Below are 26,160 nucleotides of genomic sequence, written 5' to 3' on the forward strand. Positions count from 1 at the left end.
CGGGCGCAATGCCGGACCGGTCGGTGGGCGGTACTACCCTTTGCCCGGTGTACGAGTCCGCTGACGGATTGCTGCCCGGCCCCGAGGGGGCCCGGGCCGAGGAGTTCCCGCACGCCGACCGGCTGCGGCTGTTCTCCTTCGCCACCGCCGAGAAGCGGGGCGACTACCTGTGGGTTCTGCGCGCGTTCGATATCGCCCGGGGCGCCTACGTGGTGCTGCTGCACGCCTCCGACGTGTGCGAGACGCTCGGACGTTGCCCGGGCGCACCGGGATTGACGCCGACCGAGGTCGGGCCGCTGCTCGAGCAGCTGCATCAGTGGGGCGTCCTCGAGCGCAGTTACGACGGCACGCGGGCCGCGACGCTGGCCGAATACCGGAACCGGCACTTCGTGTACCAGTTCTCCCAGGCGGGATTTCAGGCATATCGGGCAGTGTCGGACGTGCTCGAGGCCCGGCTCGACGAGGCGTCGCTCTCGCGGCTCGTACTGCCCGAGTTGCTGGCGGACCTGCGCACGCTGGCCGAGGCCAACCGCGGCGGTGACTCCCCGCAGGTGTACCGGGTGCTCGCGCGCCTGGACCGCGCGCTGTCGGACCTGGCCGACCGGGCCGCGCACTTCTATCTGACCCTCGGCGATCTCGTGCGCACCACCGAGGCCACCCCCGAGGCGTTCCTCGCGCACAAGGACGCGCTGCTGGCGCACATGCGCGAGTTCTCCATGGATCTGGCCCGTTTCGCGCCCCGGCTGGCCGCGGCCATCCGCGAGGTGGAGGACACGGGGGTCGACGACCTCATCGAGCGCGCGGCGCGCTGCGACGAGCGGGTGCTGCTCAATCGGGCCGAGCGAGAGACCGACTGGCGCGCCCGCTGGCAGGGATTGCGCTCGTGGTTCGTGAACGACGCGGGCGAGGGCGGGATCACCGAATGCGATCGGCTGCGCGAGGCGACCATGAGCGCCATCGCCGCGGTGCTGTCGCTGCTGCGCCGGGTCACCGAAACCCGCAAGGGCGGGGTCAGCCGGGAGTCGGCGCTGCGGCATCTGGCGGGCTGGTTCACCGCCGCGCCGTCCACCGACGCCGCGCACGCGCTGTTCGACGCGGTCTTCGGGCTGGGCAGGCCCCGGCATCTGGCGATGCAGCATCCCGACGCCGATGTCATCCCCGCGATTCGTTCCTGGTGGGACGCACCGCCTTTGGAGATCGCGCGCACGCTGGCCGAGACCGGCCGCCCGCCCACGCCCGGCGCGCCCGCCCGGCTGCAGCGCAACGACGCCGGCATCCGGCGGCTGCGCCAGACCCAGCTCGACGCCCAGCGCGCCCGCGCCCGGGCCGCCGCGTCGCTGGCCGCGGCCGACATCCACGAACGCGAACTCGACGAGGGCGAGACCGAGGTGCTGCTGCGCCTGCTGGACGCCGCCTCCACGGCGTGGGTTCCGGTCAGCGGAAGGGTGCCCGGCACAACGGGTTCCGACAGCGGGGTGACGCTGACGGTCTCCGAATGCGAGGGATCGACGGCCGTGCGCACCGCACGCGGTCTGCTGCACCTGAACAATCGACGGCTGCAGGTGCGCGATACGGCGTCGCTGCGCGCGGCCAAGGCGGGGCCCGGCTCCCGCGCGGCCTCGGGTACCGGCCCGGCGGGCGCGAAGTCCGGCAGGACCGCGACGGGCGACGGTGCGGGCGCCGGGCCGGCCGACGGCCCCGGAACCGCCGACAGCGCCGATGCGCCCCAACCGATCTCCAGGCAGCGGCCCGACGCGAACGACGCCGCCGCACGGTCACGCACCGCCGAGCAGGGGGTGCGGTGATGCACGCGCGAACCATCGACTCGCTCGCCCTGGACAGCTACCAGCGGGCCGCGCGGGTGGTGCTGGCCAACCACCTCGTCACCCGGAACTACCCGGATCGCATTGCGCTGCCGTTGATTCGGCGGTGGGCCACCGAGCTGCGCGAGGACCTCGCGGAGCTGTTCGGCTACCGGCTCGAGGTCACCGAGACCACGGCGCGCCTGTTCCCGGTGCTCGATCGGCTCGAGTCCGGGCGCCCGGCCCGGACCACCGCGGATCGGCTGTTCGACCGCCGCCGCTACGCCTACCTCGCGCTCGCACTGGCGGCGCTGGGGCGCGCCGGGGACCAGATCACGCTGTCGGAGTTGGCCGATCAGGTCGCCTCGTACACCGAACGGGTCGACGGGCTGGATCTGGCGGCCGATCGCGCCGCGGATCGGGACGCGTTCGTCGACGCCGTGGGGTGGCTGGCCGCGCGCGGCGCGGTCACCCTCGCCGACGGTGACGCCGGGGGCTGGGCGAGCGACCCCGAGGCGGGCGAGGCGCTGTACGACATCGATCGGTCGGTGGTGTTCGCGCTGTTCCGGCCGCCGCGGGCGCTGCAGCACCTGCACAGTGTCACCGGGCTGCTCGGCGAGGAGGCCGGCGGCGGCGACACCCGTTCGCCCGCACAGTCGCTCGCGGCGCGCAAGGTGCGGCGGGCGCTGGTCGAACAGCCTGTGGTGTACGCCGACGACTTCGCCGAGCCGCATCGGACGATGCTCGCGCAGGAGAAGCTGGTCGCCGAGGTCGAGCTGGTCACGGGGCTGCGCGCGGAGCGGCGGGCCGAGGGCGTCGCGCTCATCGACAGCTCGGGGCGGCTCTCCGACGTGCGTTTTCCGGGCACCGGAACCCTGGCGCAGGTGGCGCTGCTGCTCGCGGGCGAGATCGCGGATCTGGTGCTGGACATCGACAATCCGGTGATCCACATGCCCCGGCCCGAGCGCCCGCTCACCGACCTGGAGGAGCAGCTCGACAGCGCGATTCCCCGCTCGACGGTGTTCGCGCCGCTGGCCGATCCGGCCGACATCTTCGGCTCGGACGAGGACGCCGAGCCCGAAGACGTTCCCGAGCCGGAGATTCCGGAGTTCCCGTTCATCGCCGCGGAGTGGATCGCCGACACGGTCAGAATGCTCGCCCACCGCTACGGGGCCACGTTCGCCGCCCAGTGGCAGGCCGACGTCCCCGGTTTGACCGCCGAGGCCGTGAGCCTGCTCGAACGCCTGCGCCTGGTCGAGCCCGTCGCCACCGGCCTCCTGATCCTGCCCGCCCTGGCCCGCTATCGCGGCGCGATCGTGACGATCCGCACCCGCGCGGAGACCGAGTTGTTCAGTTCCGCAACCGAACTCGGCGGCCCAGCGACCGGCCTGGATGCGGCGTCACCATCCACTCGCGCGGAGGCTGCGGCAGCCACCACCACCGCGGAGGCGATACCCGGCAGGGCGGAACCGCGCTCGGGCGAGAGTGCGGCGGGGCGGCAGGACGACGGTAGTGCGGCAGATTCGATCGAGAAGGGTTCCGGGGACTGATGGGTGAGCTTATTCACGGTGGCGTCCGCTTCGTTCCCACGCGCGCGGGGATCGTCAACCTGTGGGACTACCGGGACCAGGAGTTCTGTTTCGGCGACGGGCGGCTGGTGCTGCGCGGACCCAACGGGTCGGGCAAGACCAAGGCGCTCGAGGTGCTGTTCCCGTTCGTGCTGGACGGGCGGATCGAGCCGCGCCGGCTCAACCCGTTCGCCGGTGAAGAACGCACCATGAAGTCGAACCTGCTGTACCGCAAGCAGGAATCGGCCTACTCGTACGTGTGGATGGAATTCGCGCGCGGCAGCTGGGACGCGCCCGAGGCGGTCACCATCGGCATCGGCATGCGCGCGACGCGGTCCTCGGACAAGGTGACGCGCTGGTACTTCGTCGCCGACGGCCGTGTCGGCGTGGACTTCTCGCTGCTGGGCCCGGACGATCGCCCGCTCACCCGCAAGCAGCTGGCCGAGCAGATCGGCGGGGACGCCATCGTCGACCGGCCGGTGGAGTATCGCGCCGCGATCGACGCCCGCATGTTCGGGCTCGGACAGCAGCGGTACGACCAGCTCATCAATCTCATTCTGACCCTGCGGCGTCCGCAGCTGGCCAAGAACCTCGACCCGCGCGGGCTCTCCCAGGCGCTCACCGACGGCCTGCGCCCGCTCGACGAGCAGATGATCCTGGACGCCGCGCGCTCGTTCAGCGACATGGAGGAGGTCGGGCGCACCCTCGAGGGCCTGGTGCAGGCCGACACCGCCACCCGCGCGTTCGTCGGGGTGTACCGCAAATACCTTGCGGTACAGGCCAAGACCGACGTCGACCAGGTTCGCACGCGCCTGGACGCGGTGACCCACGCCGGAACCGCCCTGCACGCGGCCGCCGCGCTGCGCCGGCGCCGCGAGGGCGAGCGCACCGCCGTGGAGACCCGGGCCGAGGACGCCGATCGCGCCTACGAGCAGGCGCTGTCCGATCGCGAGACGCTGCAGCGCTCGAGCGCCTACGAGGGCAAACAGCAGCTCGACGACCTCGCCGACGCCGTGCGCCGCCTGGAAGCCTCGTCCGCGGTGCACCACGACAAGTCGCTCAAGGCCCGCCAGACGGTCGATCAGCGCGCCGGGGAGTCCGAGCGCGCGCTGGCCGCGGTGCAGCACGCCGCCGCGGCGCTGGCCCGCGGCGAGGACGAATTGCGTTCGGCCGCCGAGGAAGCCGGTATCGCCTGGACCGCGCTGCCCGAACAGGCCCGCGCCGACCACCTCACCACCACGGTGCGCGCGCACGCCGAGGAACGCGACGCGGACGTCCGCGCGGTGCGCCGCGCCCTCACCCTGGTCGAGGCCGCCGCCACCGAACGGACCCGCGCCGAACGAGCCGCCCACCGCGCCACCGAACTCCGCGAGTCCGCCGCCGTCGAGCTCGCCGAGGCCGAGGCCGCGGTGGCCCTGGCCCGCGCGGATACGGCCACCGCCCTGCGCGATTGGTGGGACACCCACCGCGAGGTCTACGCCCCCGTCCGCGAGGGCCTGTTCGAGGCCGTCAACGACGCCCTGGCCCAAGCCGGAACCGAGCACTCGGCCCGTCCGCCCGCGCCGGCGAAGGGCAAGAAGCGCGGTCGTGGTGGGTCGGCCGGTGCCACCACCGGCGGCGCGGATGCTTCCGGTGGTGACAACGTTGTGCACGCCGCCCAGGCCGATGCCTCGACAGCCACTGCGGCAGCGCATTCCGACGGGCCCCTCCCCTCTCTCACCCCGGCCGAGGTGCTGGCCGAGCGCTCCGAGCCGCTCACGGACGAGATTCGCGGCCGCCGCCAGGAAGCGCGCACCCGCGCCGCCCAGGCCACCGAACGCGCCGCCGAACTCCGCGCCGAACGTGGGCAGGTCGCCGCCGAACGCGACGACGCCCCACCGGCTTTCCACGCCCGCACCGACCGGCCCGGGGCGCGCTCGCACTCCGATCCCGGCGGACCGATCGGAGCGCCGCTGTGGCGGCTCGTGCGGTTCGCGGACGGCATCGAGCCGGACGCCGCAGCCGGTATCGAAGCGGCGTTGCAGGCCGCCAATCTGCTCGACGGCTGGGTGTGCGCCGAAGCCGATCTGCCCGAGCACGTCTCGGACCAGTTCCTGGTGCCGCTGCCACCGGATCAGCGGCCGAGTGGACGGACGCTCGCGGACCTGCTGGTTGCCGAGGACGACTCGGACGCGCTGACTGTGCCGCGCGAGCGGGTGGCCGCGGTCCTGGCCTCCGTCGCGGTGTACGAGAGCCCCACCGCGCGGGTCGCGAGCACCGCCACCGCCGTCGGCGCGGACGGGCAGCTGACGATCGGCACCGACGGGCGGTACCGGCAAGGCGTGCAGGTCGGGCGGCATCACAAGGGCGACGCCGAGTTCATCGGGGCCACCGCGCGGGCCCGGCGGCGCGAGCTGCGGCTGGCCGAGCTGGCCGCGGCGATCGAGACCGCCGAGACCGAGGCCCTGCAGGCGAAGGCCGAAGAGCAGTCCGCCACCGCGGAATTGGGGCGGGTGTCGGCCGCGGCCAAGGCCCTGCCGCGCACCACCGCCGTCACCGCCGCGCTGCGCGCGGTCTCCGAGGCCGCGGGCATGCTGCGCTCGCGGTCGGAGGCCGCCGCGCAGGCCGAGCGGGACATCGATCAGGCGGTGGGCGAGTACGGCGCCGCCGACAAGAAGGTGCGCGCCGTCGCCGCCGAGCACCGCGCGCCCCGCGACCCCGCCGAATTGGACGCTCTCGCCGCCGCGGTCCGGCATTTCGAGAACGCGGGCACCGCGCTGCTGCGCCTGCGCGGGGACCACGCCCGCGAGCACGAGCGCTCGCGCGAGACCTCCGACCGGCTCGACGAGGCCACCGACCTGGCCGAGGCCTTCGCCGAGGAGGCCGAGGCCGCGCGCTCGGGCTACGAGGAACAGCTGCGCAAGCTCGAGACCCTGCGCGAGGCGCTGGGCGCGGGAGCCGCCGACATCGACCGCGAGCTCGAAGCGGCCCGCGAGCGCATCGACGCCGCCCGCGCGGAACAGAAGTCGGCGCGCAAGGCCGCGCACGAGGCCATCGAGGCGGTCGGCACCGCAGAGGGCGCGCACCGGGCCGCGCACGAGACCCTGCGCACCGCCCTCACCGAATTGCTCGCCGACGTCCGGCATCTGGCCCCCTACGCGCGCCCGGACCTGCTCAGCCTGCTGGGCGCGCCGGTCGAAAACCGCTGGCCCGCCAGCGATGCCGCCTGGTCCACCCCCGAGCAGCTGCTGTACCGCATCGAGAACGGCGACCCCGAGCAGGACATGCGGGTGCTGCCCGAGGAGGTCGCGACGCTGTTCGAGAACCTCGCGGCCGCAACCGCTTCGGTGCGCGCGGGCGAGGCCACCCGCAAGTCCACCCGCAGCGCGGTCACCACCGCGCTGCAGGAATTCGACGCCGCGCTCACCGCCGCCCGCCAGGACTACCGCCTGCACTGGGACGCCGCCGACGGCCTGACCGTGGTGCAGGTGCACGACGATCACGGCCTGTCCGCGCTGGCCGACTTCGCCGAGCGCATCGGGGGCGCGCGCAAGCACCAGGAACTGCTGCTCACCGATTCCGAGCGCCGCATCCTCGAGGACGCGCTGCTCACCGGCCTCGCCCAGCAGATACACGAACGCACCGGCGACGCCCGCGATCTCATCACCCGCATGGGCATGGAGATGAAGCAGCGGCGCATGTCCTCGGGCAACACCATCGGCGTGCACTGGGTGCTCGCGGACACCCTCTCCGAACCCGCCCGCGCGGTGTGCAAGCTCCTGGACCGCGATTCCGCTGAGCTGGTGCCCGAGGACCTGGCCGTCATCCGCTCGCACTTCGCGGCCGAGATCCGCGCCGCGCGCGCCGCGCACCCCGAGCGTTCGTTTCCCGAGATCCTGGCCGCGACACTGGATTACCGCGCGTGGCGGGTGTTCTCGTTCACCATCATCACCTCCGACGGCACCGAGGACCGGCTCACCGTGGCCAGGCACAGCGCGCTCTCGGGCGGTGAGCAGTCGGTCTCGCTGCACCTGCCGCTGTTCGCCGCCGCGCACGTCATGCTGGATTCGGCCGATCCGCAGGCCCCGCGCCTGCTGGCGCTGGACGAGGCGTTCGCCGGCGTCGACGACAACGGCAAGAGCGAACTGCTCGGCCTGTCCGTGCAATTCGACCTGGATCTGTTCATGACCGGCTACGACCTGTGGATCACCTACGCGCACGTACCGGGCTGCGCGCACTACGATCTGGCGCACTCGGCGGCGGAGAACACCGTCAGCGCGACGCTGCTGGTGTGGGACAGCGCCGATCTGCTCGCCGAGCACGACGGCTCGGATCTGACCACGGCGCTCGGTTCCCCCAATCGGCGACGGCTCCCGCACGCGGTGGAGGGCGCGGTGGCGCTGCTCTGAGTCCCGCTCGCGCACCGGACATTCGGGCAGTTCGATCGGATTGTCCGGTGCGCGACACAGCGCGCCTGCCCAGCTCGACACACGAGCCCCGGCCGATATGCCCGGAACCGGCCCGCCGCCCCCGGCACGAAACGAGAACCGAGGGCACCCGATTCGGGTGGCAAGCGACGGCAACGCGTTCACTACGCTACGAAGCGCGGCGGCCGCGAGAGCCCGCGCGCACCGTCCCGGCGATTGGTTCCGAACGCCCGGTTCGATGCGCGATGTCGGATTCGCCGACGCCCCACGCGCGCCGCCACCGCGGCCGCGCGAGAGATCCATGTCCGTTCCGTATCACCGAATCTCGCGAATCCGTCGGCGGCGCAGTACCGATCACCCACCTTGACGCCCTGCGTGATACCACCCGGTAAACGTCCCGGGCAAGATCCAATTGCGCGTGTCGCGGCGCGGCGCGCCGTAAGGATTGGTACATCGGCAAATCAACAGTTTCGCCGAGAGGCAGTTATCGACTAGAAATGTTTTCCGTGCCGATCCCTTTCGAGTTCACCGCTCGCCCATCGAACTTCCCCGGACAGGGGTCCTGATGACTCTCGAACATCCGCCCGAGGACGACGTCTCCCAGCTGGCGCGGCGGGTCGAGAAGGCCCGCGGACGGCTGGTCTACCAGTTCGATCCCGCCCTCACCGAAGCGCTCTCGGAAAACGAGCTGCAAGCCGAACGCGAGCTGGCCGAGCGCATCCGCGACGAGGATCGCTCGCAGCGCTGGAAGCAAGCCGAGGCGGCGGCCGCCACGGCCGATCGCACGCGGCAGACCACCCAAGAGATCGAGAAGGCCGACATCCGGGACCTCCTGCTCGCTCGCAAGGCGATCGCCGCGCAGCGGCGAGAGTCCAGCCCGCACGCCAAACTGGCGTCGCTGTACAAGCATCGGGCCTGGTCGCTGCGCGCGCTGGCCGGCGTCGTCGCGGCCGGCATGCTCTGGTCCGCGGTCAACGTGCAGCACAACATCGCGCCCGGTGGCCCCAGCGATCCGCTCTTCTGGTTCAGCTACCTGCTCGAAGGCATGATCAGCGTCTGCCTCGTGATCATCATGGTCGGCACCAACAAGGTCGCCGAGTGGGGTGTGCTGGACAGCCGCAAGCAGGTCGTGGCGGCGGAGATGGCCCTGCTGGGTCTCACGGTCACCCTGAACACCTACCCGTACCTGAAGTCGGGTAGCTGGTACGACGTCGCCGTGCACGCCATCGCGCCCATCATGATCGGCGTCGCGCTGCTCATCCACAACGCCGCCAGCGCGCGGTACGGCCTGGCCATCGTGCGGGCCACCGACCAGATCCGGGATCTGCCGGATCCGGCCGAGACGCTGCGGCGCACCCTGCCGACCGTGGTCAGCTGGCCGACCCGCAACCCGGCGCCGAACACGCCCATGGCTCCGGCCACGCCCGCGCTCACCGCGGGACAGCCGCACGTGGAGTCCGAGCAGATTCGCGACATGGGCAACGGTCAGGTGGTCGACAGCGCCGAGGCGGTCAAGCCCAAGGCCAAGCCCAAGGAGGCGCCGCGCGCCCCGGAACGGGACGAACGCACCTCGGCCACCACGAAATCCCGCAAGATGCTCGAGGCCGAGTCCTCGCTCTCGGACGGCGCCGACCCGGTGCCCCCGCTGAACGTGTACGACACCGGCCAGTTCCGGATCGCCGAGACCCTCGAACAGGAACTCGCCGAACTCCAGGCCGCCCGCCGCCGCGCCCGCGCCGCCGCGCGCGCCCGCAACGGCAGCTCCGGCGGATTCGACGACTGATCTTCGGGTCCACGCGCCGCGGTCGCGACCGTCGCTGCGCGCCAACTCGATTCGAGTCCGCACGCCCCGGCGCACACACCCGCCGCACCGGGTGCACGCGACCGGCTCACCCGGCGATAATCAGCTGATCGCCGGGTGAGGAGCGGTGCCCGCGGACTACTCGGCCCGCGCCGCACGCAAGCCCGAGAAGTTGCGCCGCACCGCGTGATTGCGGTCGGCGCAGCTGCCCAGCGCGTGATCGGGATGCAGACCCAGGTACTGGCGGCGGGTGCGGGTGCTCCGCTCCCGCGCGAGCGCGGACCGCGTCTTGTAGAAGTTCACGAGGTACCCGCCCTCGTAGACCCGCAGCAGCGTGTAGCCACCCGGATACTCCTTGGCCGCCGCCACTTCCAGGAACTCGACGCCGACGCCGATGTCCGGCCGTGTCACCCGATTGCGGTGCGTGTGACCGCTGTGATGCAGGAACACCCCGGCGCCGAATGGTAGATGCCGTGTAGTGCCGCCGCATTCGCCCTGTCGAGCACGAAAGCCGGTCCGCCGGGGTTGCTTACCGCCGCGTGCCTCGTGACCGGATGGTGACCGAATACGAGCGTCGGGCGTTCGGGGTCCGCGCGCAACGACTCGCGCAGGCGCTCGACCTGCCCGGCGGACAGGGTCCCGCCGGAGCCGGCGAGCAGGCCCGAGACGAGCTGCCCGCTGCGATCCTCGCCGTAGTGCAGGTCGTTCATCAGGGCGATCGTGCGCAGCAGCCGGCCCGGCGGCGGGATGAGCGTGGTGAAACACCCGTGGATTCCGGTGTCCCGGCCCGGCACGTCACCAGCGTTCGCGCGGGATGGGCGCGGCCGCCGTCCGAATACGCCCAAAGCGGTACGCCCGGCCCGGTTCCAGGCCGCCGGTCCGGTCGGCGGCGGCACGGCTCAGCGCGTCGGGGTGTACCCGGGTCCGCGCGTCACCGCCGGCCGAAAAGCTCAGCGCCCGAACGGCTCACCGGCCGGCCCGCTCAGCGCCCCGACGGCTGATCCGCGGGGACCACGACGGCCGGGCGCGGGGCGGCGGGGGTGCCCGAGTGCTGGGCGTAGCCGAGCCAGCCGGTGCCGACGAACACCGCGAGCAGGATCGCCGTGGGGAGTTCGAGAATCAGCCAGCCGGGGGTGAGGACGGCGTCCAGGGCGGAGCGCGGCGGGGTGTTTCTGGGGGCGACACGCGAGATGCGAACGGGAGGGCGTTGATGGCTCATCGAGCCGTGTGCCGTTCGTGCGCGTTGCCTGCCCACCCATGCCTCCGTAGCTAGATATGTGCCGAACCCAGGATGCCGAATCCACGACGTGCGCACAGCGGCGAATGACCGGACACCAGAGTGTCCGGTCGGATTTGTTCGCTGTCAGCGCTCGGTCGCGCCCGATAGTCGCCGCGGGCGGGGATGATCCGGCCGTGTCTCCGACACGAGATACCGGTCCCCGCTACGAGGTTCGCCGTACGTCACGAACCGAATGCCTGCCGTTCGGCGGCGTCCGCCCACATCGGCGGGCAGGGCCTGCCGGGCAGCGTGAGCAACTCGAAATGCCAGTACTCGTTCAGGAACGCCCGGCAGAGCCCCCACCGGTACCCGTTCGCTTCGAGCCAGGCCGCGCCCTCGACGGGACCGACGTCCACGGCCTCACCCGAGACGTGGGTCGACTCGTCCGGCGGCAGCACCCAGCGGCGAGCTTCGTCCGGATTGCCGTACGTGGCGAGTCCGTCCTGCCACAGCGCGTCCTGCTGGGCGGGGCTGCGGTACCCGGACGTGATCGACATCGGGACGCCCTGCGCGTGCGCCTCGGCCTCGGCGGCGGAGTAGGCGGCGGCCAGCAGCGGATCGAGGCCCTCGGACCCCGCGGCGGCCGCCTCGACGGTGCCGGGCAGGACGGGCGCCGCGTGGGCCCGGGGCGAGGCGCCCGCGGGGGCGGGCAGCACGCCGCCCACCACGCCCGCGCCCGCCAGGGCGGCTATCGCGGCGTACCGCCGCACGGTCGAGACATTCCGTCGTGCGGTCGAAACCCGCACTCCGCCGCGGCCGTACGCCCGCATCGAATCAGCTCCTTCGCTCAGACTCGTTCCTTGGACCGCTCGCGCACTCGCAGCGCGATCGGCTTCGAGGTTTCGGCGAAGAAGTCGTTGCCCTTGTCATCCACGACGATGAAGGCCGGGAAGTCCTCGACCTCGATCTTCCACACCGCCTCCATGCCGAGTTCAGGGTATTCGAGAACCTCGACGGATTTGATGCAATCCAGGGCGAGCCGCGCGGCGGGTCCGCCGATCGAGCCGAGGTAGAAGCCGCCGTGCGCGTTGCACGCCTTGGTGACCTGGGCCGAGCGATTGCCCTTGGCGAGCATGACGTGCGAGCCGCCCGCGGCCTGGAACTGATCGACGTAGGAGTCCATGCGGCCGGCGGTGGTCGGGCCGAACGAGCCCGAGGCGTAGCCGTCGGGGGTCTTGGCCGGACCGGCGTAGTAGACGGCCATGTCGCGCATGTACTGCGGCATGGGCTCGCCCGCGTCGAGCCGCTCCTTGATCTTGGCGTGCGCGATGTCGCGGGCCACGACCAGCGGGCCGGTCAGCGAAAGCCGGGTCTTCACCGGGTATTTCGACAGTTCGGAACGGATCTCGTCCATCGGCCGGTTCAGGTCGATGCGGACCACGTCGCCGCCGAGGATGGCGTCGGTCTGCTCCGGAAGGTACTGCGCCGGTTCACGTTCGAGCTGCTCCAGGAACACGCCCTCGGCGGTGATCTTGGCACGCGCCTGGCGGTCCGCGGAGCAGGACACCGCGATGGCCACCGGCAGCGAGGCGCCGTGCCGGGGCAGGCGGATCACGCGCACGTCGTGGCAGAAGTACTTGCCGCCGAACTGCGCGCCGATACCGAAGGACTGGGTGAGCTTGAAGACCTGCTCCTCGAGCTCGAGGTCGCGGAAGCCGTGCGCGGCCATCGACCCCTCGGTCGGCATGTTGTCCAGGTAGTGCGCGGAGGCGTACTTGGCCGTCTTCAAGGCGAATTCGGCGCTGGTGCCGCCGATCACGACCGCCAGGTGGTACGGCGGGCAGGCCGCGGTGCCGAGCGAGCGGATCTTCTCGTCCAGGAACTCCAGCATGCGATCCGGGTTCAGGATGGCCTTGGTCTCCTGGAACAGGAAGGACTTGTTGGCCGAACCGCCGCCCTTGGCCATGAACAGGAACTTGTAGGCCGGCGACGCGGGATTGCCCGCCTCGGAATACAACTCGACCTGCGCGGGCAGGTTCTGTCCGGTGTTCTTCTCGTCCCACATGGTGATGGGCGCGAGCTGGGAGTAGCGCAGGTTCAGCTTGGTGTAGGCGTCGAACACACCGCGCGAAATCCATTCGGCGTCATCGGCTCCGGTGAGCACGCCTTCGGACTTCTTGCCCATGACGATGGCGGTGCCGGTGTCCTGGCACATGGGCAGGATGCCGCCCGCGGAGATGTTCACGTTCTTGAGCAGATCCAGCGCCACGAACCGGTCGTTGCCGCTGGCCTCGGGATCGTCGATGATCTTGCGCAGCTGCTTGAGGTGATCGGGCCGCAGGAAGTGGCTGATGTCGTGCATGGCCTCGGCGGTCAGCATGCGCAGCACCTCGGGCTCGACCTGCAGGAAGGTGCGCCCGCCCGCCTCGAACGTGCTGACACCCTCGGTGGTCAGCAACCGGTACGGGGTCTCGTCGGCACCGATAGGCAGCAGATCCGAGTACAGGAAGTCAGGCGCGGTCACGAATCGCACTCCTCGAGCAGGGCTGGGGCTGTTCAGCCAACGGTTCAAGCAGAAAGACTGTAACCACCACCGCCCCCGCGCCCGAGCACAGGCAAGCCTTACCGCACAGTCACCCACGGCCCGATCGGTCGCCGCCTGACCGTCGACCGCTGCCGGGCCGTCTCGGTCCTTCCGGGCGCGCGCGTTCCGACTCCCGCTCCGGCAGCACCCGTTTCACACTGCGCACACTTGTTCATCAGGCCGAACACCAAACGTTTCGCGGTCGGCGCGGATTATCGTGACAGCCCTCGCCGCGCCGACGGCCTTCACCCAGGCCGAGCGCGTTGTGATCACCGCGACAGCCGGTGCGACGGCGACCGCGCTGCACACCCGGCTCGCTTCACACAAGCGGCGAAGCCCAGGTACGCGGCTCGGATTTGTGCGAATCGGCGACGGTGTTGTGTGCGTCGGCACAGGTTGCACCTTCAAGTCGGGGGGTGGTTACCTGTGATGATGCGCTTATCGGCGGCGGGGAGGACTTAGCATGAGTGCAGAACCCGGGAGTGGAACCGTGACCGAACCCCGTTGGCTCGACGACGTCGAGACGCGCGCATGGCTGGGATTCGTATTCACCCGCGACCTCATCGCCGCGGCGGTCGGACGCGATTCCCTGCAGGAGTCCAACCTCACCTACGTCGAATACACCGTCCTCGCCCGCCTCGCCGACGCCACCGACCATCGGCGCAGCTTCGCGGAACTGGCCGCGGTGCTGGAGTGGTCGCAGAGCAGGCTCTCGCATCAGATCACCCGTATGGAGAAGCGCGGACTCGTCGCGCGCGAGGCCGTGCCCGACGACGCCAGGCGCACCGCCGCCGTGCTCACCGCCAAGGGCGAACAGGTGCTCGCGGGCGCCGCGCCCGCCCACGTGGACAGCGTGCGCAGGCACATGATCGACGTCCTGGACGGTGGCCAACTCGCCGCGCTCGCCGATATCTACGACACCCTGCTCGCCCATCACCGCCGTCCGGCCACCCGGAACCCCTCCTGAACCCGAATTTCGCGGATAAGAAGGGGCTGACCGGCGTTTGGTTTGGCACACGCCGGGTAGTGGGTAAGACTAGGCTCGGCACCGGCTTCCGACGTCAGTCGGCACCGGCGTACGGTCGGCAAATCGGTCGGCGCTGTGCTGATCGACGATGAGCGAGCACCCGACCTGGCCTTAGCGAAAGGGGCAGGAATTTCCATGTCCGACGTGTCCATCGGCCTTCCGGCGGATTCACAATCCGGCGGTTCTGTCGACAATCTGCTCCCGCAGCTGGTCGAGCATCTGCGGCAGAACCGCACCGAGCTGCGCGAGGAGTGGGCCCGTCGCATCACCGATGCCCAGCTGCTGACCGCGATGACCCCGGAGGAAATCTTCTCCGAGGCGACCTCGGTCTACGACAACTACGTCGAGGTACTCGAGACCGGTAGCGTCGAAGCGCTGCAGACCTACGCGCGCGATCTGTCCGAGCGCATCATTCCGCGAGGGGTCGAGACCGACGAGGTCGTCGGCATCGTGCTCCTGCTGCGAGATGTGCTGGCCCGCAGCCTCTTCGAGAAGTACCAGAGCGACTTCGAGCTGCTCAAGCGAGTATTGGACGCGTACGAACCGGCCGCCAACCGCATCGCCAACACCGTATCGGTGTCGTTCGTCCAGGAGCGCGAGCGCGTTATCCGCCAGCAGCAGGAGGCGATTCGCGAACTCTCGACCCCCGTGCTGCAGGTGCGCGAGCAGCTGCTCATCCTCCCCATCATCGGCGTGCTGGACTCCCAGCGCGCGCGGCAGCTCACCGAACAGTTGCTGCGCGCCATTCGCGCCAACCGCGCCAAGGTCGTCGTCATCGACATCACCGGTGTGCCGGCGATCGACTCCACCGTGGCCAACCACCTGGTGCAGACCGTGGACGCGTCCGGACTCATGGGCGCGAATGTGATCATTACCGGCCTGTCGTCGGAAATCGCGCTCACACTGGTAACCATCGGCCTGGATCTGTCGAAGATGAACGCCGTCGGCGACCTTCAGGGCGGTATCGAAGAGGCGGAGCGACTCCTGGGTTACGAGGTGTCGCGAGTTCCCGCCGATCGCGACGGACGGTAAACCGGGACAGGGCCAATGCCGGTACCCATACTCAAGCAGGGCACCTATCTGATCGCGTCGGTGCAGTCCGCACTCACCGACGCCGATACCGAACGCTTGCAGGACGATCTGATGAAGTACGTCAGCAAGTACCGCGCGCAGGGAATCATCGTCGATGTCACCGCAATCGATGTAATGGACTCCTTCGCCGCGAGGTCGCTGCGTACCATCGCCCACATGACCAAGCTGAGAGGCGCGGAAACGGTCATCGTCGGCCTGCAACCCGAAGTCGCATTCGCCATGGTTCAACTCGGACTCACGTTCGAGGGCATGCACACCGCACTGGACCTCGAAGAGGGTCTCGCCTGGCTGAACCACAAGATCAACGCCCGTGGCCAACGAGATGGTCGTGATCGTGGCCGCTGAAAACGTGGTGATCGCGGTGAAGGTGTCCAACGACATCGTGACCGCACGGCAGGCGGGACTCGAGATGGCAAGCGCTCTCGGCTTCTCGCTCTCCGATCGCACCATGATCGCCACCGCCATCTCGGAGGTGGCGCGAAACATCACGAGTTACGCCGGCACCGGTGAGGTCAGGCTCACGGTGCAGGACCGGGAAGGCCGCCGCTCCATGGTGGTTCAGGCCCAGGATCAGGGCCCCGGCATCCTCGACATCGACCGCGCGCTGGAGGACGGCTACTCCACCGGGCGCGGTCTCGGACTCGGCCTGCCCGGTGCGCGCCGCCTCATGGACGGTCTCGCCATCACTTCCAAACCGGGTCAGGGCACGCTTGTGGAAATGTGGAAGTGGGTACCCACCGGTGCGTGAGGACGGTTTCATCGGCGCGGTCGAATGGGCCGTCGCCGGGCGCGCGCTACCCGGGCAACGGGTATCCGGTGACCGCTCCGTCGTACTCGACGCGGGCGGTGGCTCAGTGCTTTTCGCGGTGCTGGACGGACTCGGGCACGGCGCCGCAGCCGCCGACGCCGCCGACCGGGCCGCGCAGGTGCTGGCCGAGAATCGCGCCGAACCCCTGGATGTGCTGATGCTGCTGTGCCATCGCGCCATGTCCGATACCCGCGGGGCCGCGGTATCGCTGGCCCTGTTCGACTCCGGTGAGAAACTGCACTGGCTCGGCGTCGGAAACGTCGAATCCCGCGTCGTCGCAGCGGCTCCCGGCAAACCCGCCGTCCGCGCCGCCGCGCTGCTGGCCGGCGGCATCGTCGGGTACCTGCTGCCGCCGAACCTGCAACCGCAGACGGTGCCGGTCCGCCCCGGCGATCTGCTGCTCATGTCCACCGACGGCATCACCAGCGACTTCGCCGACGGCATCGATCTGGGCAAGCCGACGTCCGACATCACCGCCGAGGTGCTGGCGCGCCACGCCAAGGACACCGACGACGCGCTCGTGCTGGCCGCCCGCCATCGCGGGCACTTCGCGCACGGGCATTCGGTGCAGAGCCAAGCCGGACACAGTCATTCCGGACCCGGGCACACCCTCGCGGGTCATCCGGTCCCCGGCCACGGGGGTGCCGGGCAATGAGCTCGGTGCTGGCGGCCTTCCGCGACGCGTACACCGCCGCGCTGCGCACGCATCTGCGCGCGCCCAACCAGAACACGCTCGCCGAGGGCTACGAACTCGGCAGGCGCGCACTGGTCGAGGGCGTCAGCATCCTCGATCTCACCGAGCACCACTTCCGGATTCTGGAGCAGGAGGGGCTGCTGCCCGATCCCGAGGTCGGCGATCGCGGCGAGGCGGCCCTGGAATTCCTGTTGCAGACCATGGCCGCGCTGGACGTGGCCACCCGGGGCTTCCTGGACGGCACCCGGCGCTACGAGCAACAGCGTTCGCGCGCGGACGATCTCGCGGGCCGCGACGCCTTCCGCACCGCGCTGGTGGAGTCGCTGCAGGACGGGTTCTTCGTGGTCGACTCCGAAGGCACGCTGGTGGAGGTGAATTCGGCCTTCGGCGCGCTCACCGGTTACGGACCCGACGGCGTGCCCTACCCGCTCCCCCACCCCTGGTCCGTGCCCGACGCGCCCCGCTACCCGGACCTGGGCACCGACGCCGCGCGATTCGTCACCCCGATCCGCCATCGCGACGGCCGCCAGATCTGGCTCGCGGTGAGCACCAGTTCGCTGATCAAGCCCGAGAACGACGAGCGCATCTTCGTGGGCACCATTCGCGACGTGACCGCCGAACACGATGCGCAGGCGCGTGATCAGGCGATCTCGCGGATGGCGGCCGAGGTGGTCGCGGCCACCGGCGTCGGTGAGGTGCTCGCGGTCGGGCTCGAAGAGCTGCGCCGCGCGATAGGAGCCGAGTCCGCGGTCGTCTCGGTGTGGACCGGGCACGCCGGGCCGGAATTCTATGTCTCGGACGACATTCCGGACGGTCAGGCCGCCACCCGCGGCAACGGTACGGGCGACAGCGTCAGCGGTATGCGCAATTCGCTGGCCGCGCACAACAGCTTCGGCGCGTCCGACGGGCGCGACGGCGGCAGGGACGGGCGCGAATCGCGCCGGGTGCTCGACGCCCGGGCGCGCGCGCTGCTGGATCGGGCGCGGCTGCGGCCGGGCCGCACCATGTTCGCCATTCCCGAGGGCGCGGCCAGTTCGGAGGGCATCGTCGCCCCGCTCGGGGAGTCCGGGGATTCGGCGCTGTGGCTGCGGTTCGCCGCGCCACGGGTCATCACCTCCGGCGACTGGGCGCTGTTCTCGCTGCTGATCGGGCATCTGAGCCTGGCGGTGCAGCGCGCGCGGAACTTCGATCAGGCCCGCTCCACATCGCTGACCCTGCAGCGCGCCATGCTGGGACCCATCGAACTGCCCCCGCGTTTCGCGGTGCACTACGAACCCGCGCTGCCGCCGCTCGAGATCGGCGGCGACTGGTACGACGTGGTGCGCCTGGCCGACGACACCATCGGCGTGGTGGTCGGCGACTGCGTCGGCCGCGGGCTCGCGGCCGCGGTGGTGATGGGTCAATTGCGCACCGCCGCACGGGCACTGCTGCTGCGCGGGGCGGGCCCGGCGCAGTTGCTGGCCGAATTGGACGCGGTGGCGTCGCGGATTCCGGGGGCCATGTGCACCACGGTGTGCGCCGCGATCCTGGATCCGGTGCGCGGGCTGGTGCGCTACTCCAGCGCCGGGCACATGCCGCCGGTACTCGCCGAGCCCGGGACGACCGGCAGGCTGCTCGAGGGCGGGCGCGCGGTGCCGCTGGCGACCTTCGATCTGCCGCGCCGGCCCGAGGCGACCACCGCCATGGCGCCGGGGTCGACCCTGGTGCTGTTCACCGACGGGCTGGTGGAACAGCGCGGTATCGACATCGACGAGCGCTTCGTCGAACTGGCCGACGAATTGTCCGGCGCGGCGGCGCAATTGCCGCGCGAGGTGGCCGACGCGGTGCTCTCGCGGCTGCGCCCGGACGCCGGGTACGACGACGACGTCGCCATGGTGGTCTATCGGCAGCCGCCCGAACCGCTGCGCCTGGATCTGCCCGCCGAACCCGCCGAACTCTCCGGTATCCGGCGCGCGCTCAAGTTCTGGCTCGCCGCCGCGGCGGTCCCGCACGAGTGCGCCGCCGATCTCATCGCCGCCGCCAACGAGGCGTGCAGCAACAGCATCGAGCACGCCTACCTGCAGGGCGGTAGGGGCGATCGGGTGCTGCTCACGGCCGAGTGCGGGCCGGATACGGTCACCCTGGTGGTCACCGACACCGGCGTCTGGCGGCCGCTGCCCTCGGACCCGGGTCATCGGGGGCGGGGCATCGCCATGATGCGGGCGCTGACCACCCAGCTGGACTTCGACCACACCGGCCCCGGCACCCAGGTCCGCATGACCACCAAGTTGCCCGCCGTCTCGTTCTCCGCCGCCAGCCGCGTCTGACCCCAGGATTTGCCGGCAGGTTCGGAGAACGTTCCGCAATCACCCCCTCGACTGTGACCCAGGACACGAATCCTGCGGCGGGACGGGCGAATTCCTGTTTTCATGATCACTGAGTGCGCTCATTCTCGCCGGTGGCGGACCTGTTGCTCAGCTCACCGACCTGCGGTGGGAGGACTTTCATGGCACAGTCGAGAGGTCGCTCACACGAATGCGGGTCCGCGTGGGGCGGCGGGGAGGAGGGACGCCGTGACCGCGGAGCTGTCACACGATCAGGTTGCGAGCAAACTCGTAGCGCCGACCTTCGGCACGCTGTTGCGCAGATTGCGCGACGCCCGGCACGTCTCGCGCGAGCGCCTGGCGTTCAACGCCGGCGTCAGCGCGAGCTACATCACGCACCTCGAGAAGGGGTCGCGCAACAACCCCACGCGCGAGGTCGTCGACGCGGTCATCCGCTATCTCGATCGCCTGGAACATCTTTCGGTCGTCGACCGGCGTCAGTTGCGCGAACTCGCCGGGCTGACGAACACCTCCTACCCGGCCCTGGACGACCTCCGCGCCGCCATCACCCCCGAGATCCGGCGCCTGCTCGAGGGCCCGCACCCGGCCGCCATCACCGCTGTCGGCGGACACGTCCTGTGCCGCAACGCCGGCTGGGAGCGCGCCTTCCCCGGAATGCTGGAGAGCGGCAACCAGTTTCGCTGGCTCTTCGCCCATCCCCTGGCCCGCGAGGTCCTGGCCGACTGGCTCGCCGACGTCACCCTGTCCGTCCAGGCGTTCCGCCTGGCGATGGGCGGCTTCGGCGGCATGGCCGCCTTCGCCGAGCTCCTCGACGAGTTGAGCCGCCACCCCGAGTTCCGCCGGATCTGGGCCGACGGCGCCGTGGCCGCGGTGCCCCCGGTCTGGCGGATCACCCTGCGCGACCTGCACACCCGCACGGATCGAACGGTTCTCGTCCAGACCGGCATGCTCCAGACCGGCGCCCACCCGGGCTGGCTGGTGTCCCAGTTCCTGCTGCCGGTGCAGGCGTAGGACGTTCGGGCGGAGCCGCGAACGCCCACGGTTACCCGACGGCTCGGGTTCGCTGAGTGTCCTCGGTGCACAGGCGCTGCACCGCCTGCGGGTCGGTGATCTCGGGATCCCGGTCCGAGGCCGACCCGTCCGGATCCGGGGCGCAGGTAGCGGGCCCATCGGGCTGGTGGATGGTCAGGGTCGACGCCACGAATCGCAGGCGGGTGCCGTCCAAACGCCAGAACTCGGTGTTCCAGTACTTGCCCGCGGAGCCACCGCGGATCTGACCGGCGAGGTAGCCGCTCGCAGTGCGGTCCACGCCGATGCCGGCCATCGTGCCGGTGCGCACGAAGTCCGGTGCGGCATCGAGGGCGCGATAGATCGCGTAGGTGACGTTGACCATGCCGGAGCGCAGCGGAACGACGAGCTGATCGCGGCCGTCGTCGGCGAGTTCGAGCAGGCGGGGCTGCGAGATCCCGGGATCGACCTGCTCGGTCAGGGTCTGGCGGACCGCACCGTCCCGGCCGAGCACCTCGATCGTCACCGTCGCCGCGTTCCCGGCTTCGTTGTGCCGCACCACGAATGACAGTCCTGCCCGGTCCCGCGAGACGAGTGCGCAGTCCGGTGACGGCCCGCTCGCCGCACGCTCGGTGTCCCCGCACAGCGGCAGACCCGCCGGTGTCGCCGGATTCGATGCCGGTGCGGTCGTCATGGTCGACGACGGCGAGCTCGATGACACGGGCGCGGTCGAGGTCGCCGCGTTCGGGATGCTCGACGCCGAGACCGGCGGCGTCGTCCCGTCCGCACTCGAGCCCGAATCATCCTGTCCGCAAGCCGAAACGACGAACAACAGCGCGATCATGGCCACCATCGGCCGAATCCTCCCCATGGGCGACATGGTATCCGCTCGCGAGGACACCTACGCGCGTCCGCCGATCAGCGCGGAACCACTTCGCAACGGCCACATTTCAGCCCGCATCCGGGGTGGGCTCGCGTCGGCCGATCAGACAGCCGCTCATGCGCGACGCCCGCATCCGATCGGCGGATGCGGGCGTCGGCGAGGGCCGGAAGTCCGATCAGGTCAGGGCGACCGTCATGGCCACGGCGATCGGGCCCAGCAGGGGCAGAGCGACATTGGAGAGGGCGTAGACGATCGTGTAGGACATCAGCGGGGTGGCGTTGCCGGCCACCTGCTGGACGGCCGAGATGCCCGGGGTGGAGCACTGCTGGCCGGTGATTGCGCCGAGAGCCAAGGGGGCCGGGAGTTTCATGAACTTCCAGGCGACCACCAGGGAGATGCACGCGGGGATCGCGGTCATCAGGACGCCCGCGATCGGGAGGCCCCAGCCGAACTTCTTCACCAGGTCCACCGCCTGCGGGCCGGAGGTCAGGCCGACCACGGCGATGAAGACCGACAGGCCCAGGGTCTTGATGACGTCGGCGGCGGCGGGGGCGTACTGGCCGATCTCCGGATTGCGGGAGCGGAACCAGCCGAAGAGCAGGCCGGTGAGCAGACAGCCGCCGCCGGTGCCGAGGGTGAGCGGGATGGTGCCGACCTGGACCACGATCTTGCCGATCATGAAGCCCAGGGTCAGGCCCAGGGCGATGTAGATGATGTCGGCCTTCACCGTCGGATCGAGGCGATAGCCCAGGGTCGGAACGACTTTCGCGAGATCGGCCTTCGCGCCGGTGAGTTTCAGGGTGTCACCGCGCTGGACCGGCATGCCCGGACGCAGCGGCAGCTCCTTGTCCTCGCGCACCAGGCCGGTGACGTACAGCCGGCTCCCCAGCTGCTTGTCGATTCCGTCCAGCGTGGTGGCGCGCTGCCGGTGATCCAGCACCACCTGATCGATTTCCAGCGCGGTCTCGAGATCCGCGCTCGGCACGATCTCGGGGCCGACGGCGTTCTCGGCCGGCACCATGTCCGTGCGCGGGCCCACGATCAGCACCTGATCGCCGTTCCGCAGCACCAGATCATCGGCGACGCCGATCACCTTGCCGCCGCGCAGGATTCGCTCCACGGTCAGATGCCCGCCGAGATCGGCGGTCACCTGGGCGACGGTGCGCCCGGCCACCCGCTGCACCCGGAAGGCCCGCCCGACCAGCTCGGGCGCCGCCTCCATCTGCGTGCCGTCCGCGTCGTCGTTGCCGCCGCCGAGCTGCTTCCACAGCTTGTCGGCCTCCTCGCGCAGATTGATCCGCATGACGAGCGGGAAGATCTGGCTCGACAGCAGCACCACCACGATCAATCCGCAGATGTACGAGATCGAGTACGCCGTACCGACATTGGCCTGCAGCGCGGTGATCTCCTCGGGTGAGCGGTCCAGCCGGGCGATCGCGTCGGTCGCCGTGCCGACGGCCGCGGACTCGGTCGCGCCGCCGGCCAGCAGCCCGGCCGCGGTGCCCGGATCGAGATTCATGATCAGCGTCGCGGCCGCGGTGATGGCCAGCACGCTCGCCACCTCGATCAGCGTGAAAGTGCCGTACTTCAGGCTCTTTCGATTCAGGCTGGCGAAGAAGGTCGGACCGGAGATGTAGCCCAGGGTGAAGATGAACATCGCGAAGGCGATGTTCTTCACCTGGTCGTTCACCGTGATGTGCCCCGCCATGCCGACGAAGATCGCGACGATCAGCGTGCCGGCGACACCGCCCAGCGACAGCTTCCAAATCTTGATCTTGCCGATCGCGTAACCCAGTGCCAGGCACAGGAACAGCGCGGCCTCCGGGGTGTCCTGCAGGAACGTCTTGATCGCATCCATGAAGTCGTCCTCTGTCGCGGCGGGCCCGGTCAGTTGGTCTTCGCGCGGTTCTGGAACTCCTCGTGATACTCGTCCATGATCCGGACCAGCCAGCGCCCGATCTCGGCGTAGCTGTCCTGGCGCAGATTGGCCAGCGACACCCGCACCGACCACTGCGGCCCATCGAACCCGCCGCCGTTGAGCAGCACGATCGAACCCTGTTCCGCGAGCCGGAAGACCGGATCCACCGGTTCGTGCTCGGACTCGAGCCACGCCGCGAACTCCGGGCTCCAGTGCTGCTTCACCCACACCATGAGATCGAGCTCGACGTAGTAGTTGGCGGCGTTGGGATCACGCGGAACCTCGACCTTCAGCGCCTCGGCCAGCGTCCGCAGCCGCCGGTCGATGATCGCCTCACAGTTCTTGCGATGCTCGAGATCCCTGTCCAGCAGATCCGCGAGCGAGAACAGCGCCATCTGCACCTGCTGCGGGGTGGACAATCCCGCGGTGTGATTGAGCGCCACGTCGCGTGAATCGGCGACCATGCGGTCGATGAATGTCAGCTTCTCCGGTTCCAGCGCGATGCTGGAATACCGCGCGGTGAGCCGATCACGCTCGGCGGCGGGAAGATTCGCGATTCGCCGATCGAAGATATTGTCCTTGGCCACCGCGATGACGCCGAGTCGCCATCCGGTGCAACCGAAATACTTGCTGAAAGAATAGACGCCGATCGTATTGGCCGGAGCCACCGACATGAGCGATCGAAATCCCTCGACGAAGGTCCCGTACACATCGTCGGTAATGATGGTGAGGTTCGGATTCTCCTTCGCCGCGATCTGCGCGATGCGCTCGAGCGTCGCCGAATCCAGCATGACCGACGGCGGATTCGAGGGATTCACCAGAAACAGCGCCTTGACGCTGGGATCGGTGAGCTTCTCTATCTCCGAGGCCGGGTACTGCCACGTGTGCATACCGTCGGCGGAAGTCTTGGAGGCCTGAATCTCGAGGACGTCGAACGTGAATCGCTCGAGCTCGGGAATCTCGAGATACGGCGTGAAGATCGGCGTCATGATGGCGATGCGGTCGCCGGGGGCGAGCATGCCGTTCACGACACAGGAATCGAACAGGTAGCACATGGCCGCCGTGCCGCCCTCGGTGGCGAACAGGTCCCAGCCGCTGTCCGGTGCGCCACCCATGGCCAGGTCCAGGTAGGCGTGCACGACCTGCTCGATGTGGGTCAGCATGCGGTCCGGGACCGGGTAGTGGTCACCGTGGATGGCGTCGGCGAGTTCACCGACCCAGGCGTCGGCGTCGAATGCCAAAGTGACCGTGCCGTATTCGACCGCGCCGCGCAGCAGTTTCACCGCGTCGGTCTCGGCCTGCCCGGTGAGGAATTCGTCGAATCGCGCCGCGATACCCGCGGGCTGCGGCATTCCCGCCAGTCCGGGGAACTCGTCCCAGTCGAGCTTCGCCTCGGCGATCGCGAACTGCCCGAGCAGATAGAACGCCTCGCGGGGAACCACCGACGTCCAGTTCGGATTGCCGCGACCGGCATTGATCATCACGTGCGCGGTCTTGCGCATATTCTCATCGGCCAGTTCGATGAGCTCGTCTTTCAGTTCGAAAGGGCTGAGCTGTTCGTACTTCTTCTCGGTTCCGCGATCGACCCGATTATCGATGCTCATCGTCCACTCTCCGTATGTCGAAGTCCGGTCGATCTCTGAGGCAGCGCACACCGTGATAGGAAGAATCGTAGGATCACTACTGAACGGAAGAATCATACGCGCGCAACCCGATTCTGAAGGAGTCTCCATGGCGCGAAGTTCCATTCTCCGTATTCTCGGCCTGCTCGCGTGCGGGAGCCTGTTGGTCGCGGGTTGCGCGAACGATCCCGAGGAATCCGGCGCCGGAAACACCTCGGCGGCCGCGCAACCCGCCGCCGCGACGACCTCGGCGAGCCCGAACCCCGGCGATCTCCCCCGCGTCACGATCCTCGCCACCGGCGGCACCATCGCGGGCAAGGCCAATGCCAACTCCGCGGTCGGCTACACCGCGGGCGAGGCGTCCGCGCAGGACCTCATCGACGCCGTCCCCGGGCTCGACAAGATCGCGAAGCTCGATGCCGAACAGGTCGCCAACATCGGCAGCCAGGACATGAACGACGAGGTGTGGCTGAAGCTGGCGAACCGGATCAACGCGATCTTCGCCGCGGACGAGGCGGACGGCATCGTGGTCACCCACGGCACGGACACCATCGAGGAGACCGCGTTCTTCCTGGACCACGTGGTGTCGAGTCCGAAGCCGGTCGTGCTGGTCGGGTCCATGCGGCCCTCGACCGCGCTGAGCGCGGACGGACCCGCCAATCTGCGCTCGGGCGTGCAGGTCGCGGCCGATCCGGCCGCGCGCGATCGCGGCACCATGGTGGTACTCAACGACACCATTCACGGCGCGACCGACGTGACCAAGACCAACACCACCAGCGTGCAGACCTTCGTCTCGCCCAACACCGGGCCCGTCGGGCACGTCGACGCCGCCGCGGTGACCTTCGCGGAGCCGGCCGCGCAGCAGTCGCGCCTGGGCTTCCCGGTGCCCGGGTCCGCGCCGCTGCCGCGAGTCGACATCATCTACTCGCACGCGGGTATGGACGCCACCGGCGTGAACGACGCCCTCGGCCACGGCGCGCGCGGCCTGGTGCTGGCGGGCGTCGGTGACGGCAACACCGCGAAACCGGTGGTGGACGCGCTGAGCGCGGCGGCGGGCAAGGGGGTGCTGGTGGTGCGGTCGAGCCGGGTCGGGTCCGGCGCGGTGGTCCGCAACGCCGAACTCAACGACGACGAACTGGGGACGGTGTCGGCGCTGGGGCTGAATCCGGCCAAGTCCCGAATCCTGTTGCAGCTGTTGCTGGTCAACGGCGTCACAGACCCGCAGCAGGTGCAGCGGGACTTCGCCGCCGCGTCCTGATCCGCCGCGTTCGGGCAGATTCGAAACCGGCGCGGATGCGCACGACGCATCCGCGCCGGATCATCGGAACAGACTGGCGCCGTGTCATTTTCACGTTTCGCTCCATTCACCCATCTTTCTGAACAAGTGACCAGTAGGGTGTGGGC

Annotated in this window: 20 protein-coding genes; 12 read left to right on the forward strand and 8 right to left on the reverse strand. The window is 69.9% G+C overall.

The genetic code is table 11. The features are described 5' to 3' along the window. Positions 1–8: 8 nt before the first annotated feature. From ACWDOP_RS11895 to ACWDOP_RS11910, 4 genes are all read left to right on the forward strand, one after another. Entirely contained in the window at positions 9–1,805 is a 1,797-nt protein-coding gene (locus ACWDOP_RS11895) for a TIGR02677 family protein (protein ID WP_456345049.1), read from the forward strand. Continuing rightward, positions 1,805–3,352: a TIGR02678 family protein gene (locus ACWDOP_RS11900; RefSeq protein ID WP_456345050.1), complete on the forward strand. Its 1,548-nt coding sequence runs from the start codon at positions 1,805–1,807 to the stop codon at positions 3,350–3,352. The genes ACWDOP_RS11895 and ACWDOP_RS11900 overlap by 1 nt, the downstream gene beginning before the upstream one ends. Then, positions 3,352–7,758: an SbcC/MukB-like Walker B domain-containing protein gene (locus ACWDOP_RS11905; RefSeq protein WP_456345051.1), complete on the forward strand. Its 4,407-nt coding sequence runs from the start codon at positions 3,352–3,354 to the stop codon at positions 7,756–7,758. The genes ACWDOP_RS11900 and ACWDOP_RS11905 overlap by 1 nt, the downstream gene beginning before the upstream one ends. A gap of 583 nt (positions 7,759–8,341) precedes the next feature. Continuing rightward, positions 8,342–9,559 carry a hypothetical protein gene (locus ACWDOP_RS11910; protein WP_454205666.1) on the forward strand — a complete coding sequence of 406 codons (1,218 nt, stop codon included), beginning with the start codon at positions 8,342–8,344 and terminating at the stop codon, positions 9,557–9,559. 156 nt (positions 9,560–9,715) lie between these two features. Here ACWDOP_RS11910 and ACWDOP_RS11915 read toward each other — a convergent pair whose 3' ends face one another. From ACWDOP_RS11915 to ACWDOP_RS11935, 5 genes are all read right to left on the reverse strand, one after another. Then, the gene (locus ACWDOP_RS11915; RefSeq protein ID WP_456345052.1) at positions 9,716–9,988 is read right to left on the reverse strand and encodes a hypothetical protein; all 273 of its coding nucleotides are present in this window, start codon (positions 9,986–9,988) and stop codon (positions 9,716–9,718) included. Further along, the gene (locus ACWDOP_RS11920) at positions 9,985–10,371 is read right to left on the reverse strand and encodes a hypothetical protein (RefSeq protein WP_456345053.1); all 387 of its coding nucleotides are present in this window, start codon (positions 10,369–10,371) and stop codon (positions 9,985–9,987) included. The genes ACWDOP_RS11915 and ACWDOP_RS11920 overlap by 4 nt, the downstream gene beginning before the upstream one ends. A gap of 188 nt (positions 10,372–10,559) precedes the next feature. Beyond that, positions 10,560–10,796: a hypothetical protein gene (locus ACWDOP_RS11925; protein ID WP_454205664.1), complete on the reverse strand. Its 237-nt coding sequence runs from the start codon at positions 10,794–10,796 to the stop codon at positions 10,560–10,562. Positions 10,797–11,038: 242 nt separating this feature from the next. Continuing rightward, positions 11,039–11,626, reverse strand: a complete 588-nt coding sequence (locus ACWDOP_RS11930) for a M15 family metallopeptidase (protein ID WP_454205663.1) — start codon at positions 11,624–11,626, stop codon at positions 11,039–11,041. A gap of 17 nt (positions 11,627–11,643) precedes the next feature. Then, entirely contained in the window at positions 11,644–13,320 is a 1,677-nt protein-coding gene (locus tag ACWDOP_RS11935; RefSeq protein WP_456345054.1) for a fumarate hydratase, read from the reverse strand. Positions 13,321–13,870: 550 nt separating this feature from the next. On the opposite strand from ACWDOP_RS11935, the gene ACWDOP_RS11940 reads away from it, so the two are divergent. From ACWDOP_RS11940 to ACWDOP_RS11970, 7 genes are all read left to right on the forward strand, one after another. Continuing rightward, entirely contained in the window at positions 13,871–14,347 is a 477-nt protein-coding gene (locus ACWDOP_RS11940; RefSeq protein ID WP_454205661.1) for a MarR family winged helix-turn-helix transcriptional regulator, read from the forward strand. A 195-nt stretch (positions 14,348–14,542) separates the two neighbouring features. Then, entirely contained in the window at positions 14,543–15,439 is an 897-nt protein-coding gene (locus ACWDOP_RS11945; RefSeq protein ID WP_454205660.1) for an STAS domain-containing protein, read from the forward strand. Positions 15,440–15,454: 15 nt separating this feature from the next. Continuing rightward, positions 15,455–15,844, forward strand: a complete 390-nt coding sequence (locus ACWDOP_RS11950; protein ID WP_354987686.1) for an STAS domain-containing protein — start codon at positions 15,455–15,457, stop codon at positions 15,842–15,844. Then, entirely contained in the window at positions 15,822–16,247 is a 426-nt protein-coding gene (locus ACWDOP_RS11955) for an ATP-binding protein (protein WP_379004552.1), read from the forward strand. The genes ACWDOP_RS11950 and ACWDOP_RS11955 overlap by 23 nt, the downstream gene beginning before the upstream one ends. Next, positions 16,240–16,962, forward strand: a complete 723-nt coding sequence (locus ACWDOP_RS11960; RefSeq protein WP_456345055.1) for a SpoIIE family protein phosphatase — start codon at positions 16,240–16,242, stop codon at positions 16,960–16,962. The genes ACWDOP_RS11955 and ACWDOP_RS11960 overlap by 8 nt, the downstream gene beginning before the upstream one ends. Further along, entirely contained in the window at positions 16,959–19,307 is a 2,349-nt protein-coding gene (locus ACWDOP_RS11965; protein ID WP_456345056.1) for a SpoIIE family protein phosphatase, read from the forward strand. Before ACWDOP_RS11960 ends, ACWDOP_RS11965 begins: the two co-directional genes overlap by 4 nt. A gap of 246 nt (positions 19,308–19,553) precedes the next feature. Then, complete coding sequence (locus ACWDOP_RS11970; protein WP_456345057.1) at positions 19,554–20,336, forward strand: MmyB family transcriptional regulator; 783 nt, start codon at positions 19,554–19,556, stop codon at positions 20,334–20,336. 31 nt (positions 20,337–20,367) lie between these two features. Here ACWDOP_RS11970 and ACWDOP_RS11975 read toward each other — a convergent pair whose 3' ends face one another. The 3 genes from ACWDOP_RS11975 to ACWDOP_RS11985 all read right to left on the reverse strand — a co-directional run bounded on the left by ACWDOP_RS11975 (position 20,368) and on the right by ACWDOP_RS11985 (position 24,738). After that, positions 20,368–21,204, reverse strand: a complete 837-nt coding sequence (locus ACWDOP_RS11975; protein ID WP_456345058.1) for a hypothetical protein — start codon at positions 21,202–21,204, stop codon at positions 20,368–20,370. A gap of 187 nt (positions 21,205–21,391) precedes the next feature. Continuing rightward, positions 21,392–23,074 carry an aspartate-alanine antiporter gene (gene aspT / locus ACWDOP_RS11980; protein WP_456345059.1) on the reverse strand — a complete coding sequence of 561 codons (1,683 nt, stop codon included), beginning with the start codon at positions 23,072–23,074 and terminating at the stop codon, positions 21,392–21,394. A gap of 29 nt (positions 23,075–23,103) precedes the next feature. Beyond that, positions 23,104–24,738 (reverse strand): bifunctional aspartate transaminase/aspartate 4-decarboxylase, encoded by a 1,635-nt coding sequence (locus tag ACWDOP_RS11985; RefSeq protein WP_456345060.1) that lies wholly within the window; start codon positions 24,736–24,738, stop codon positions 23,104–23,106. A gap of 127 nt (positions 24,739–24,865) precedes the next feature. On the opposite strand from ACWDOP_RS11985, the gene ACWDOP_RS11990 reads away from it, so the two are divergent. Further along, positions 24,866–26,014, forward strand: coding sequence for an asparaginase (locus tag ACWDOP_RS11990; RefSeq protein ID WP_456345061.1), 1,149 nt, complete (start codon positions 24,866–24,868; stop codon positions 26,012–26,014). Positions 26,015–26,160 lie beyond the last annotated feature (146 nt).

It is taken from the genome of Nocardia sp. NPDC003693 (assembly GCF_053981095.1).

Coding starts and splice junctions, on each gene's coding strand:
- ACWDOP_RS11950 (WP_354987686.1), top strand. CDS start 15,455: ATGCCGGTACCCATACTCAAGCAGGGCACCTATCTGATCGCGTCGGTG.
- ACWDOP_RS11895 (WP_456345049.1), top strand. CDS start 9: ATGCCGGACCGGTCGGTGGGCGGTACTACCCTTTGCCCGGTGTACGAG.
- ACWDOP_RS11990 (WP_456345061.1), top strand. CDS start 24,866: ATGGCGCGAAGTTCCATTCTCCGTATTCTCGGCCTGCTCGCGTGCGGG.
- ACWDOP_RS11900 (WP_456345050.1), top strand. CDS start 1,805: ATGCACGCGCGAACCATCGACTCGCTCGCCCTGGACAGCTACCAGCGG.
- ACWDOP_RS11965 (WP_456345056.1), top strand. CDS start 16,959: ATGAGCTCGGTGCTGGCGGCCTTCCGCGACGCGTACACCGCCGCGCTG.
- ACWDOP_RS11955 (WP_379004552.1), top strand. CDS start 15,822: ATGGTCGTGATCGTGGCCGCTGAAAACGTGGTGATCGCGGTGAAGGTG.
- ACWDOP_RS11975 (WP_456345058.1), bottom strand. CDS start 21,204: ATGGGGAGGATTCGGCCGATGGTGGCCATGATCGCGCTGTTGTTCGTC.
- ACWDOP_RS11985 (WP_456345060.1), bottom strand. CDS start 24,738: ATGAGCATCGATAATCGGGTCGATCGCGGAACCGAGAAGAAGTACGAA.
- ACWDOP_RS11930 (WP_454205663.1), bottom strand. CDS start 11,626: ATGCGGGCGTACGGCCGCGGCGGAGTGCGGGTTTCGACCGCACGACGG.
- ACWDOP_RS11945 (WP_454205660.1), top strand. CDS start 14,543: ATGTCCGACGTGTCCATCGGCCTTCCGGCGGATTCACAATCCGGCGGT.
- aspT (WP_456345059.1), bottom strand. CDS start 23,074: ATGGATGCGATCAAGACGTTCCTGCAGGACACCCCGGAGGCCGCGCTG.
- ACWDOP_RS11910 (WP_454205666.1), top strand. CDS start 8,342: ATGACTCTCGAACATCCGCCCGAGGACGACGTCTCCCAGCTGGCGCGG.
- ACWDOP_RS11905 (WP_456345051.1), top strand. CDS start 3,352: ATGGGTGAGCTTATTCACGGTGGCGTCCGCTTCGTTCCCACGCGCGCG.
- ACWDOP_RS11925 (WP_454205664.1), bottom strand. CDS start 10,796: ATGAGCCATCAACGCCCTCCCGTTCGCATCTCGCGTGTCGCCCCCAGA.